Genomic DNA, 12,497 nt, shown 5'->3' on the forward strand with positions numbered 1-12,497 from the left:
ATGAATAAAAAAAGCATCTAGCTGCTTACGTTGTTTTTAACGGTGGTGAAACGGATCAGGAAAAGCAAGCCAATGATCAGCAGCAACCAGAAGACAAGAAAAGCCAAATCGTGGGTCATTCGTTCCGGGCCGTGGCTTAAGGCTTTTAAAAAATAAGGTATACTGATTTCCGGTTTCAGGGAATCTTCAACGGATAGAGAATAATATGCATCTACTTTTGTATACTCATCGTCTACATCCGCAAGAGATAGGACCTCATAGTTTTCAACTTTAAAGGTTGTATCGATATAGCTGGGAAAATCCAGGCGAATCTGAGTAAATCCGGCGGTGTGTTCCAGAGGAATAATCATTTTATTCGCTGTACCATCTGCATGCGGATGAACTATGAAAAAGACTTTATTTTCTTCTCCAAATCCCAAATAATCGGTGCTCCAGAACATCTCAAGACGTAAGGGTTTGACGGGAACAGGGTCAAACGTGATGGCGAGTCGGATGCCCATGGGAGCACAGGTTGATTCTGATATCTCCGGGAAAACTATGTAGGGATCACCTGCTGATTTTTCCAAAAAGCCGTTTTCAAGCTTGATAATTTCATTCAGGCGCCAATTTTCATAGAGATCGGCCGCATCTACTGACCCTGCAAAGAACCAACAGCAGAAGGTGAGAATGAAAATGATTTTAGGATGGCATTTCATGTTGTTTTTTCAAGGTTATTCTGATCATTTGAGCTGCGAGGTAGAGCAGCGAGGCGACCCATACGGAGCGGAATAAATAAATTAGCATAGTGCGATTGAAGATTCCCATATTCTGGGAGAATTCTTCGATGTACATTGGAATATTTGGGAAACCGATGAAATGCAGAGAGTAGGCCGACGCCAGCCAGGTGGTGAAAACCCCCGGATCCGTAAGAACAATCCAATAGAGAAACCACGAGACACACAAGCCTACGAAAGGCATTAATAGGTTTTTGTTGTATCCATAGAAAAAAGCAGGAAATATTATCATCCACGAAGTGAAGTGCGCCGTATGGGTGCTAAATGCAAAAAAGCTCATCATGGCAAGTCCACAAGCCAGTAAGAGCTTGTTGTGCATTGGTGAATTGTCTGAGGCAAGCCAGATTAAAAGCAGCGCATAGACAAAGGGGATAAGCATGATTCTATCGATGGCGAAATCAAAAAGGTATCTTACACGACCTTCATGAATAATAGTACCGGCTTTGCCGCCGGCAGCATTCTGTACTTCAGGGAGAACAAAGGTGTAAAGCTGCAGGGCAAGTACTGTAAAACCGAAAATAATCGTTATCGCCAGCAGCTTTCTCGGTAAATCAATCTGTTTGAAAGAAGCGAAAAACATAGCAACAATGAACAAGGGGGAATATATGATCATCATTTCCCGCCCATTCAGGCAAAGGCCCAGCAGTATCGCTGCCAAGACAAAACGCTGGCGTTTGAGCGCTAAGAGGCTGGCTGCTATAAAGAAAATCGGAATGGATTCAAATCTTCCGAATACATAAAAGGCAAAAATCGTGATAGGGTTAAAGAGCCACATTTTGCAGCTATCGAGGGCATTTTCTTTATTGTCGAAATAATTGTAGAGAACGACAGCTGTCAGAAGATCAAAAAACAGAAAAGGCAGTTTGAGGACAAACATTGTCCTGAAGATCGAGTAATGGCTGACAAATTCAAAAGAATGGGGGATGCTTGATGTCGAGTATTTGATATTGTCAATGTGAAACATGCTGAATTCATCCGGCAGCAGGAAGCTTGTTGCCTTGTAGAACAGCACTTCAATCAACATCGTTGTGTTTCTTGCTATATCATCAAAAAAGATATTGTTTTCCGCCCAGAAGTAGACTCTTCTTGCTTCGGAAAGCACATCAATATGACCGAAAAAAGGCATGAGGAGTATTCGCAGAAGCAATGAAATAAGGAGGATATGGATGAATCTTTGATTCCTTGATTTCTTATAGAAATCTGCGCATCTATTTCTAAATTGCGGTAGCATTTTTTGAGTATGAATTATTTTAAATCTTTTTAAGAGACTGCATGCCTCTCTTGTATTAGAAACGACTGACCGGTGAGTTCGGCGAAAATCTAACATTAATTGCCTTGATCGCGCCAGAAGTTTCTTCAAAGTGCACCTTTTCAGGAGATTTAGCGGCAAGGATCTTTTCGTAAAAAAAGTCGTCGTCAAGAAGCAAACAACCATATATTTCTTGAACAACATATGGTAAAGACAAGAAAAAGTAATGAGCTACGAGAGCCCGTAGATAGAGAAGTATTGTGCAAAGAGATTCATATATGACAGATGCAACTGTAACGGCAATAATTGCAACCCATAATTCTCGGAGGTATATCGATAAGTGCATAGCTCATCTGCGTCGGCAGAGTCATCAGATAGGTGAAATTATTGTCGTCGACAGTGGCTCTACAGACACCGAATACCTGGAAGTGTTTCAATCGGCCAGGGACATTAAGCTTATTTACGAAAGCAATATCGGCTACTCTGCGGCCAACAACAGGGGCTATCAGGAGAGATCTCATCATGCCGATTATATTATTTTCCTGAATCCGGATACCTTTTTGCTGGAGGATTGTGTCAGTCAGGGCATCGCCAAACTTGCATCCAGAGCTGATGTTGGAGTTATTTCCGGAAGATTAACCGGATTTGACTCCGTTAACATGAAATCTACCGGCAAACTGGACAGCACAGGTGTCTTTAGAAAAATATATGGCCGATGGTATGACCGTGGCCGTGAATTGCCGGACACCGGTCAATTTATGTGTGAACAAGAAGTACCGGCCCTCTGCGGTGCCTTGCTGTTTTGCCGTCACGAAGCGCTTGAAAATTTGGGAGGGATGATTTTTGATCAGGATTTTTTCCTTTATAAAGAAGACATCGAATTTTCTTTACGGTTGCGTAAAAATGGGTGGAAGCTTCTGTATTCTCCCGACCTTCAGGCTTATCACTGCAGGGGATGGCAAAAAAGGAACAAGGTATCGAACCAACTAAAGGAAATTGCTGCGGAAAGCGAGATACTTCTTTACAGAAAGCATCCCTCACCCTATATATTCTGGGCTTATCTAAAGTATTGGCTTGTCGTGATATTTCGTATTTAACACAGGTTGACCTATTTACTATGACTCTGGCTGGAGAAAACCGCAAAAACATTCCTTTGATATCGATATTGATACCGACCCGAAATGGGGCGGATACGCTTTCTGAATTGCTGGCAATGCTGTCCATACAAACGATTTCAGTAGATGAAATCCTTATCGCTGACTCCGGTTCAGAGGATCGCACCATCGATATTGCCGGCCGTTACGGTGTTACGATATTGCCCATTGACCCGGCTACCTTTGACCATGGCGGGACGCGGACTTTGCTGTCCAGGCAGGCCAAGGGTGAGATATTAGTTTTCTTTACTCAGGATACTATTCCTAAAAAACGTGATTCAGTTGAAAAGTTGATTGCACCTTTATTAAACGATCCGGAAGTAGCAACCAGTTACGGCAGACAGCTCCCGGCTTTTAATGCCGATTTCTTTGCCAAAAGCCTGCGCGGGTTTAATTATTCCGAACATGCCTCTGTAAGGAGTATAGGTGATAAGGATAAATTGGGCATGAAAACTGCCTTTACTTCTAATTCTTTTGCGAGTTATCGAAGATCGGCACTGGAAAGTATAGGCTTTTTTCAAGACGGTTTGATATTTGGCGAAGATACGATAGCGGTGGCCCATTTGTTGAGTCGGGGGAAAAAGATAGCTTATGTTCCGGAAGCTGCAGTATACCATTCTCATAATTACACCCCGACAGAAGAATTCAGGAGATATTTTGATATTGGTGTTCTGCATTCCAGTGAGGCGTGGTTTGTCAAGATGTTCGGCAACGCAGAAGGGCAGGGGAAAAAATATATTAAATATGTACTTCGTGCACTTTACGCGGAGAAGAAATTACATATTCTCCCGGAATTCATGTTGAGAATAATGCTGAAGTATTGCGGATACAGGTTGGGGATGTATTATAGGAAGCTGCCCATTCATCTGGTGCCCCGATTGAGCCTGCATCAGTCGTGGTGGACGAAATAGCGAAGAAAAAAGTATTTGAATATTATGCTGTCAATTAAATTAAGAGAACAGAGCTCCATTATGGTCAGGGTCTTGCACCTGACGGACTGTCTTACTGTCATAGGATATCTCTGGCTTCTTGTCTACTGGTATAGAGTTCCCTGGAATATGTACTATACCAGGCTTGTGATTCTCACCTTTATTCTCTGTTTTGTTACCTTTCAGTCCTTTCAATTGTACAGGTCGTGGAGGGGGTGGCAATTTTACACCGAATTTATTGTCATTCTCAAAGCCTGGGGAGCTGTCGTCGGACCCCTCCTCTTCTTTTTCTTCATTTTCAAGATCTCACACGCTTATTCCCGCCTGGTCTTTTTAATCTGGACCATAAGCACACCTGTTATTATTTTTCTGATTCATGTCATTTTTCGGAAATTATTACGTCACATACGTTCCAGGGGAAAAAACATACGAAGAGCTGTGGTTGCGGGGGCAGGAGATTTAGGGAAAAATCTGGTTAAGGAGGTGGAGTCCATTCCCTGGGCGGGTATCGATGTTTTGGGTTTCTTTGACGACAAAGTCTCTCCGCAGACCAGGGAAGAGATCGGGAAACCCATTTTGGGAGATATCTCAATGCTTCCATGTTATCTTAAAAACAATGATATCGATTATGTATATATTGCCTTGCCCATGAGGGCTGAAAAGAAGATATTCACCATATTGAGAGAGTGCAGATCCCTGGGTGCCAGAATATTTCTTATTCCTGATCTTTACGTGTTTGGCCTTCATCATGCAGAAGTGCAGTCATTGGGAAAATTGCTCCTGCTCAATTTCAATCCTCATACCGAGTGGAAAAGGACGTTTGATGTATTGTTTTCAAGCATGGCGCTGCTGTTGACTCTCCCGGTCACACTCATCATCATTCTATTGATTAAACTTGAAGATGGCGGACCTGTAATCTACCGGCATAAACGGATTGCCTCAGCAGGAAAAACCTTCGACTGCATGAAATTTCGTACTATGCGGGTGGGGGCGGAGGAAGAGTTGAAGAGACTTCTCGCCGAGGATCCGGAATTGCGTGCCGAGTGGGAAAAGTCATATAAATTGAAAAAAGATCCGAGAATAACCAGGATCGGCAGATTCCTGCGCAAGACCAGCCTGGATGAGTTGCCGCAGTTCTTTAACGTCCTCAAGGGAGAGATGAGTGTTGTGGGTGCCCGGCCGATTGTCGATCATGAACTCAATGAGTTTTACAAGGAAAGCGCCGGTCGCTACTGCTCCATGAAACCAGGGATTACCGGTATGTGGCAAGTGGGCAGAAGATCCGATACCGAGGATTATGGGGATCGGGTAAAGTTGGATGACTGGTATATCCTTAACTATTCCTTGTGGACTGATATAAAAATTATCGGCAAAACTATTATCACGGTCTTCAAAGGGAATGGGGCATATTGAGCGGATACCTGTTTTCGGTACAAAATGAGGAAGCCCATCATTGTTTGTTGTCTATAAAAGATTATTATCTAACCCAGCTGAACAGTTATCTTGCTTTATACGAAGACTTTCAAGGGTAAGATATTTAATAAGATAGAACGGTACAGTTAAAATAAGGAGACAAAGTATGCAGGGAAACGTTAATCAAATAACGGTTACGCAGGCAAAGAGAGAGGCGTCATCGATCTTTCTTGCCAAGGTGTTCAACTGGATGGCCGTGGGGCTCGGATTAACCGGCATCGTCGCTCTAGTGACTGCTGAGTCCGGTATAGCGCTCAACATTGCCTCGAGTCCTATTTTTTTCATTCTCATCATCGCCGAATTGGGAATGGTCTTTTATCTCTCGGCAAGAATCGAGCGTATTCAGGCCGGTACGGCCACGCTGCTCTTTTACGGTTATGCAATCCTGAACGGTCTGACCCTGTCCGTCATTTTTCTGGCCTATACCAGATCATCCATCGCCGGGACATTTTTCATTACCGCGGGGATGTTCGGCGCCATGGCAGTATACGGGATGACAACCAAAAAAGATCTTTCCGGATGGGGCTCATTCCTCTTTATGGGGCTTATCGGTATCATCATTGCGACAGTGGTGAATATTTTTCTGCAAAGCTCCAGCCTTTATTGGGCCATCTCCTTTATAGGTGTCTTTATTTTCACCGGGCTGACCGCCTATGATGTACAGAAAATAAAGAATATGGGAGAAAAGGGCATCCTGGAGCAGGGAGAGGAGGCCATCAAAAAAGGGGCAATAATGGGTGCACTTGCCCTCTATCTTGACTTTATCAACCTCTTCCTCATGTTATTGAGGATCTTCGGCGGCAATAGAAATTAACAATTACCTTTCCGGGCGCAGCTTCTTTTTGCCGAAGCTGCGCCCCTCCCGATTCAGGAGATAGAGAGTAGTCAATGGAATATTCTTTTGCCGGCAAGAGAATTGTTGTGGGCATCACCGGAAGCATTGCCGCATTTAAAGTTGCGGGCTGGGTAAGTACCCTTGCCAAAGAAGAGGCCAGAGTCGCGGTTGTGATGACGGAATCGGCGCAGAAGTTCATAGCACCACTTACCTTCTCCGCATTAACGGGTGAGCCTGCCTACACTTCCATGTTTAATCAGGCTCAATCAAGCCCGATGTCCCATATCGACCTCGCTCAGGATGCCTCTGCTTTTCTCATTGCGCCGGCCTCGGCCAGGACAATTGCCCGGCTGGCTCACGGCATTGCCGATGATCTGCTGAGTACGACAGTGCTGGCGACCAGAGCGCCTGTCGTCGTCTGTCCGGCCATGAATCCGAAAATGTATCTTCATCAGGCAACGCAGGATAACCTCGAGAGGCTGCGTCAATTCGGCTATCATATAGTGGATCCGGATTCCGGACTGATGGCCTGCAAAGATGAAGGACAGGGGCGCCTGGTGGAATGGGAGAGTGTGCAGGAAGTTCTGCTGCGCTGCCTTCTGAAAAATGATCTGCAAGGAGAGCGGATACTGATTACAGCCGGTCCAACCAGAGAAGCACTTGATCCCGCGAGGTTTATCAGCAACAGGTCTTCCGGAAAAATGGGATATGCCCTGGCGCGGGCAGCATATAGAAGGGGTGCGGACGTTGTTCTTGTCAGCGGCCCGACAGCCCTTCAATGTCCGTTCGGAGTGAAAAGGATAGATGTTGTTACAGCCCGGGAGATGTATGATGCCGTCCTCGCTGAGTTCAATAATGCCACTATGCTGATCAAATCGGCGGCCGTGAGTGATTTCAGGCCGGCTGTGAGCTTTGAGCACAAGGTTAAGAAAGAAAATGCTGGTGAGACCATTGAGGTGGTACGCAATCCCGATATTCTCTATGAAATTGGGAGGCTGAAGAGAGATCCCGAGCAAATCGTGGTGGGATTCGCTGCTGAGAGCGGGAATCTGATAGAAGAGGGTAAAATAAAGCTGCAGCGCAAAAATCTGGATTTAATTGCTGTTAATGATATTACCTCCGCTGATTCCGGCTTCGAGGTGGAGACCAATAAGATGATTCTGATTGATGCTGAAGGTTCGAAACAGCTTCCCTGGGCGTCGAAAACTGACACGGCTCATATGATCTTCGATTATATCTGCCAGAATTTAAGAAAAACAGGAAATTAGAGGCCTTGGAAGACGGAACTCACCAGTTTTGCCGGCGGTAAGCCTTTAAATAGAGTGATTACCGACAGTCCATGAAAAAATCATTATTGAGGCATGAGGCTGGCTTTACCGGAAACAGCATCTTTTGAATTTTTTGGTAGAACTACAGGGGCACGGGGAGTTTTGGGAAAGAGCTTTTTTGCTGGTTGTCAAATCTCCTTCCCGGTAATACCAAGTATCCTTTCTGCGCACAAAGACGCTGTTTTCCCGCATCTCGATGAGCATCGAATTCTGGATAAAGGTGGCGGTGTAACTCACCAGGCCTTCTTTTGCCTCCTCTGAGGGGAGCGGGGCTTTTTCGATAGTCAGGCTGAGCCATCGTACGCTCTCTTCCAGGGGGAGGGTATCAGGTCGGAAAGGGTAATCCCAGCTGTTGAGGAGATGGGCTGCATCCTGGAGGACAAAAGCCGTATATCTTGAGCGCATCAGCATCTCCGGAGTTGCAGCCAGGGAGTGGTCGGCGAGAATCGGTGCACAGCAGTATTGGAATTCTTTGCCGCTGCAGCAGGGACAGCTATGGGTGCCATCGGTTTTCCGGTTTTTCTCTTTCATATGCTCATGGTCGTATTGGAGTAGTCACATTTCCCCGAATTTTTTGTTAATTCCTATTTATATCCGGAAAAAAATATTTATCTTGATGGTCGATCTATACAGTTGCGGCATCTGCTTGCCGGTCTGGAGAAGCAGTAAGGCTATGCAGAGGATTGAAGCAGATGATACCAAAAGTCGTTTATCATATTTTTTCGCTGCCGGTGAAAGCTCTGCTAACATTGCTGTGGCTCAGGATTTCCGGAAGAGATTTTCTGATCAGTGGCAGCTGCCATAGCTGTGGACAGTGCTGCCGGAGCATTAATCTAAAATACTATAAAGGCTGGATCCGCAAAGAGCAACAGTTTGATGAGCTGCTGCAGGAGCATCCTGAGTATGAGATATTCCACATTGACGCAAAGGATCACGAAGGTTTTCTCCAATTCAACTGCTCAAAGTTCGACCCTGAGGCCGGCTGTCTGGATTATGCAAATCGACTCGACGTCTGCAAAAGGTATCCGAGTAAAATGTTGCTCCTGCGTGGTGATTCATTGATTTCTGGTTGCGGATATAGTGTCAAAGAAGGGATTCCCTTTAAGAAACATCTAACCGCGGAGATGCGCAGGAAAGAGTACCGATGAAAAGAATACTCGTAGTCGAACCTTATTTTGGGGGATCCCATAAGCAATTTATAAGAGGGCTGCAGAAAAACATCGAAGCTGAATTTCTTCTTATTACCCTGCCGGCAAGGAAATGGAAGATGAGAATGCAGTTATCAGCTCCATGGTTCGCCGACTGCGTCGGCAAGATGAAAAACCGATATTTCGATACGGTCCTCTGCTCCACGTTTGTCGATGTGGCCGTTTTAAGAGCGTTATTGACTCAAATGGACAATTGGAATGCCGGATGTGATTTTTGTACATATTTTCATGAAAACCAGTTTGCATATCCGGTTCGCAGTGCAGATAGGGCGAGTCACCTTTTCGGGACAATCAATTTCACAACTGCCCTTGCCTCTGACAGATTAGCGTTCAATTCCTGTTTTAACTGGCAGACCTTTTTTGAAAGCAGTTCCCGGCTGGTCAAAAGAGCAGCCGATATAGATCTGCAGCATCAGTTAGAGCAGGTAGAGGATAAAGCTTCAATTCTTTATCCCGGTATTGATTTCGCACACTTCAACGACAGGAACCGACGAAGAAACAAAATTCCGACTATCTGCTGGAATCATAGATGGGAACATGACAAAAATCCCGAAGAGTTTTTTCATTCCCTCGGTGAACTTGAAGATATGGGCTATAACTTCAAGCTTGTCATACTTGGACAATCGTTTCGCAACAATCCACCGGTCTTTGCCCATGCCGCCCAGAGATTTCATGACAAAATCGAGCATATCGGTTTTGCTGAAACACGAGAAGAGTATATTTCTCATCTTGAAAATTCCGACATTGTCGTGTCTACGGCAATACATGAATTTTTTGGCATCTCTATTATAGAGGCAATCAGAGCGGGATGTATTCCATTGCTTCCGGACAGACTGTCGTATCCGGAGCTCTATCCGCAAAAATATCTCTATAAGGAAGGTGAACTTACGCTCCAGCTGAAAAAACTATTGGAGAGATTTCATGATAATGGAATCATGAATGACGAGGCCATTGATACAGAAAGATTCAGCTGGCCGTGCTTGAGGGGAGCATATCAAACCTGGCTGTTTCCACCGGGTGGGAAAAAGCCAGGATGAATAGCCGCGGTGAAAAAATGAAAAGCTATTTCAGGCTTTGTGCAAACTCAAGCATTCGCCGGATGGGCACTTGTGCCTTTGCCGCAAGATCCGGTGAAATAATGATCTCGTTTCTTCCCGTTTTCAATACCTCAGCCAGACTCTGCAGGGAATTCATGCCCATCCAGGGGCAGTGGGCACAGCTTTGACAGGTGGCGCCTTCACCGGCGGTGGGGGCTTCAATCAATTCTTTTTGAGGAGCCAGTTGAGCCATTTTATTGAAAATGCCGGCATCGGTGGCAACAATAAATTTCTTATTAGGCATGGTGACGACTGCATTTATCAAGGCCGTGGTTGATCCAACTACATCGGCCTGTTCGATAACGTTCTCCGGAGACTCAGGGTGGACAAGCACCGCCGCATCGGGATGCAGTTTGCGAATACGCTGCAGGGCTATGGCTTTAAACTCCTCATGCACCACACAGGAACCCGGCCAGAATATCATCTCCGCCCCTGTGGCTTTCTGGACGTATCTACCCAGATGTTTATCCGGAGCCCAGAGAATTTTCTCTCCTTTCTGAGCAAGATGTTTGACGATAGAGAGAGCAATACCCGAGGTGACCACCCAATCCGATCGGGCCTTTACCTCGGCGCTGGTATTGGCGTACACCACCACCGTATGATTGGGGAACTGATCGCAGAATGCCGAAAAAGCCTCAATCGGGCAGCCCTCATCGAGGGAGCAGGTAGCGCCGGGATCAGGCATCAGGACTCTTTTCTCGTTGTTGAGAATCTTAGCTGTCTCCCCCATAAAACGCACACCTGCCACCACCAGCGTGTCAGCGCTGCTTTCCGTACCGAAACGTGCCATTTCCAATGAATCCGCAACGCAACCTCCGGTTTCTTCTGCAAGGTCCTGGATACGGCCGTCTGTATAGTAATGGGCAACAAGCACCGCGTTTTGCTCTTTGAGCATTTTTTTAATGGAGGAGGCTATTTCTTTTTCTTCTTTTGCGGACAACTCCGGCCAGACTGGGTGATCAGGAACCGTAAAGGGTGGTATCTCAAAGGTGTTCTTACTCATCTTGCACTCACTCATTAGAAAAGATAATATCGGAAAAATTGCGACGAACTCCGGAATGGCTGGATAACAGTACTTGACTAGCCCGGCGGAGCAGGAAAATCGCTTTTCAGGTACATTGGAGATGTTACGCCTTAGTACTTGTTATTTCATGTTTTATGAAAAATAATTCAGGAATAAAGTACTAATTTTCTCTCAAAATTACACGGTACGCACTGCTTTGAATATATTACGCATTCCATGATATGCAAATACAATTTCCTGAAATGCGAAAAACGTCCGTGAAACAGTTTAATCTGGCAGGTGCCCTTGAAAATGCAGGTGTGGAAAGAAAAAATCGGGGAGAGAAAAACAGGAAGAAGAGAAAGGGATATCCGGCGGATATCCCTTTTCGGATCGAGGTGCAGGACTATAGAAGATCGGCGATGGCCGCTCTTTCATCCAGTAATTCCTGCTCGGTAAGCTTCATACGCTCGCGGCTGAAATCGCTGACTTCAAGACCGGTAATTTCTTTCCATTCCCCGTTTTCACAGACGATAGGAAAAGCATACATGATATCTTCATCTATTCCATATGAATTCCCTGCGCTGTATACACCCATGCTGACCCACTGTCCGTTGCTGCCCATGGCCCAGTCACGCATATGGTCTACTGCTGCGGATGCCGCGGAAGCGGCACTGGATGCACCGCGTGCTTTGATGATAGCGGCGCCTCGCTGCTGTACAACAGGTATGAATTCGTTAACGTTCCAATCCTCATCCACTAATTCCTTAACAGGTTTTCCTTCCAGAGTCGCATAGCTGATATCGGGGTATTGGGTCGCAGAATGATTCCCCCAGACCACCATTTTCTCAATCTTTGTAGAATGGCTATCGGTTTTTTGGGCAATCTGAGAAAGGGCCCTGTTATGGTCGAGCCGCATCATTGAAGTGACATTTTTGGGGTTTAAATTCGGAGCATTTTTCAGGGTAATGAGGGCGTTGGTATTGGCTGGATTACCGACTACCAAAACTTTCACTTCAGGATTGGCATTATCACTGAGGGCTTTTCCCTGCGCCGAGAATATCTTGGCGTTGGCGGTGAGGAGATCCGATCTTTCCATCCCGGGTCCACGGGGACGTGCACCTACCAGTATGGCATAGTCAGTGTCCTTAAAAGCAACGTTGGGATCATCGGTGGCCACAACTCCGGCAACCAGAGGGAAAGCACAATCATGGAGCTCCATGACAACTCCATTTAAGGCATCCATGGCAGGAGGAATTTCAAGTAACTGCATGATTACCGGTTGATCAGGACCAAGCATGCTGCCGCTTGCAATGCGAAATATGATCGAATAGCTAATTTGTCCGGCTGCACCTGTAACCGCCACGCGTACGGGGTCTTTCATCTTCATTCTCCAGTGGTTGAATTATTAAATCAGACAATAAATTGTGCCCAAAAAAGCCGCAGTG

At 45.7% G+C, this 12,497-nt stretch carries 12 protein-coding genes; 7 read left to right on the forward strand and 5 right to left on the reverse strand.

Going from position 1 to position 12,497, the window contains the following annotated elements:
- Positions 1 to 17: 17 nt before the first annotated feature.
- Both JWG88_RS00605 and JWG88_RS00610 read right to left on the reverse strand, forming a co-directional pair.
- Positions 18 to 695: a hypothetical protein gene (locus tag JWG88_RS00605; protein ID WP_205231744.1), complete on the reverse strand. Its 678-nt coding sequence runs from the start codon at positions 693 to 695 to the stop codon at positions 18 to 20.
- Complete coding sequence (locus tag JWG88_RS00610) at positions 679 to 1,548, reverse strand: hypothetical protein (RefSeq protein ID WP_205231745.1); 870 nt, start codon at positions 1,546 to 1,548, stop codon at positions 679 to 681. Before JWG88_RS00610 ends, JWG88_RS00605 begins: the two co-directional genes overlap by 17 nt.
- A gap of 752 nt (positions 1,549 to 2,300) precedes the next feature.
- On the opposite strand from JWG88_RS00610, the gene JWG88_RS21550 reads away from it, so the two are divergent.
- The 5 genes from JWG88_RS21550 (at position 2,301) to coaBC (ending at position 7,681) form a co-directional block, all read left to right on the forward strand.
- The gene (locus tag JWG88_RS21550) at positions 2,301 to 3,119 is read left to right on the forward strand and encodes a glycosyltransferase family 2 protein (RefSeq protein WP_240194207.1); all 819 of its coding nucleotides are present in this window, start codon (positions 2,301 to 2,303) and stop codon (positions 3,117 to 3,119) included.
- 20 nt (positions 3,120 to 3,139) lie between these two features.
- Positions 3,140 to 4,087, forward strand: coding sequence for a glycosyltransferase family 2 protein (locus tag JWG88_RS00615; protein WP_306793044.1), 948 nt, complete (start codon positions 3,140 to 3,142; stop codon positions 4,085 to 4,087).
- A 60-nt stretch (positions 4,088 to 4,147) separates the two neighbouring features.
- Positions 4,148 to 5,518 carry a sugar transferase gene (locus JWG88_RS00620; protein ID WP_205231747.1) on the forward strand — a complete coding sequence of 457 codons (1,371 nt, stop codon included), beginning with the start codon at positions 4,148 to 4,150 and terminating at the stop codon, positions 5,516 to 5,518.
- A gap of 166 nt (positions 5,519 to 5,684) precedes the next feature.
- Complete coding sequence (locus JWG88_RS00625; RefSeq protein ID WP_205231748.1) at positions 5,685 to 6,392, forward strand: Bax inhibitor-1/YccA family protein; 708 nt, start codon at positions 5,685 to 5,687, stop codon at positions 6,390 to 6,392.
- A gap of 74 nt (positions 6,393 to 6,466) precedes the next feature.
- Positions 6,467 to 7,681: a bifunctional phosphopantothenoylcysteine decarboxylase/phosphopantothenate--cysteine ligase CoaBC gene (coaBC, locus tag JWG88_RS00630; RefSeq protein WP_205231749.1), complete on the forward strand. Its 1,215-nt coding sequence runs from the start codon at positions 6,467 to 6,469 to the stop codon at positions 7,679 to 7,681.
- Positions 7,682 to 7,786: 105 nt separating this feature from the next.
- On the opposite strand, the gene JWG88_RS00635 is transcribed toward coaBC, so the two are convergent.
- A complete protein-coding gene (locus tag JWG88_RS00635; protein ID WP_205231750.1) occupies positions 7,787 to 8,272 on the reverse strand; it encodes a YchJ family protein in 486 nt (161 codons plus the stop codon).
- Positions 8,273 to 8,433: 161 nt separating this feature from the next.
- On the opposite strand from JWG88_RS00635, the gene JWG88_RS00640 reads away from it, so the two are divergent.
- Together JWG88_RS00640 and JWG88_RS00645 are read left to right on the forward strand one after the other, a co-directional pair.
- Positions 8,434 to 8,889: a YkgJ family cysteine cluster protein gene (locus JWG88_RS00640; RefSeq protein WP_205231751.1), complete on the forward strand. Its 456-nt coding sequence runs from the start codon at positions 8,434 to 8,436 to the stop codon at positions 8,887 to 8,889.
- Positions 8,886 to 9,986, forward strand: a complete 1,101-nt coding sequence (locus tag JWG88_RS00645) for a tRNA-queuosine alpha-mannosyltransferase domain-containing protein (protein WP_205231752.1) — start codon at positions 8,886 to 8,888, stop codon at positions 9,984 to 9,986. Before JWG88_RS00640 ends, JWG88_RS00645 begins: the two co-directional genes overlap by 4 nt.
- A 25-nt stretch (positions 9,987 to 10,011) precedes the next feature.
- Here JWG88_RS00645 and nadA read toward each other — a convergent pair whose 3' ends face one another.
- Positions 10,012 to 11,049 carry a quinolinate synthase NadA gene (nadA, locus tag JWG88_RS00650; RefSeq protein WP_240194208.1) on the reverse strand — a complete coding sequence of 346 codons (1,038 nt, stop codon included), beginning with the start codon at positions 11,047 to 11,049 and terminating at the stop codon, positions 10,012 to 10,014.
- Between the two features lie 406 nt (positions 11,050 to 11,455).
- The gene (locus tag JWG88_RS00655; protein WP_205231754.1) at positions 11,456 to 12,433 is read right to left on the reverse strand and encodes a malate dehydrogenase; all 978 of its coding nucleotides are present in this window, start codon (positions 12,431 to 12,433) and stop codon (positions 11,456 to 11,458) included.
- Positions 12,434 to 12,497 lie beyond the last annotated feature (64 nt).

It is taken from the genome of Desulfopila inferna, from assembly GCF_016919005.1.
GTDB classification, from domain to species: domain Bacteria; phylum Desulfobacterota; class Desulfobulbia; order Desulfobulbales; family Desulfocapsaceae; genus Desulfopila_A; species Desulfopila_A inferna.

Coding starts and splice junctions, on each gene's coding strand:
- JWG88_RS00625 (WP_205231748.1), top strand. CDS start 5,685: ATGCAGGGAAACGTTAATCAAATAACGGTTACGCAGGCAAAGAGAGAG.
- JWG88_RS21550 (WP_240194207.1), top strand. CDS start 2,301: ATGACAGATGCAACTGTAACGGCAATAATTGCAACCCATAATTCTCGG.
- JWG88_RS00655 (WP_205231754.1), bottom strand. CDS start 12,433: ATGAAAGACCCCGTACGCGTGGCGGTTACAGGTGCAGCCGGACAAATT.
- JWG88_RS00615 (WP_306793044.1), top strand. CDS start 3,140: ATGACTCTGGCTGGAGAAAACCGCAAAAACATTCCTTTGATATCGATA.
- JWG88_RS00610 (WP_205231745.1), bottom strand. CDS start 1,548: ATGTGGCTCTTTAACCCTATCACGATTTTTGCCTTTTATGTATTCGGA.
- nadA (WP_240194208.1), bottom strand. CDS start 11,049: ATGAGTAAGAACACCTTTGAGATACCACCCTTTACGGTTCCTGATCAC.
- JWG88_RS00640 (WP_205231751.1), top strand. CDS start 8,434: ATGATACCAAAAGTCGTTTATCATATTTTTTCGCTGCCGGTGAAAGCT.
- JWG88_RS00645 (WP_205231752.1), top strand. CDS start 8,886: ATGAAAAGAATACTCGTAGTCGAACCTTATTTTGGGGGATCCCATAAG.
- JWG88_RS00605 (WP_205231744.1), bottom strand. CDS start 695: ATGAAATGCCATCCTAAAATCATTTTCATTCTCACCTTCTGCTGTTGG.
- coaBC (WP_205231749.1), top strand. CDS start 6,467: ATGGAATATTCTTTTGCCGGCAAGAGAATTGTTGTGGGCATCACCGGA.
- JWG88_RS00620 (WP_205231747.1), top strand. CDS start 4,148: ATGGTCAGGGTCTTGCACCTGACGGACTGTCTTACTGTCATAGGATAT.
- JWG88_RS00635 (WP_205231750.1), bottom strand. CDS start 8,272: ATGAAAGAGAAAAACCGGAAAACCGATGGCACCCATAGCTGTCCCTGC.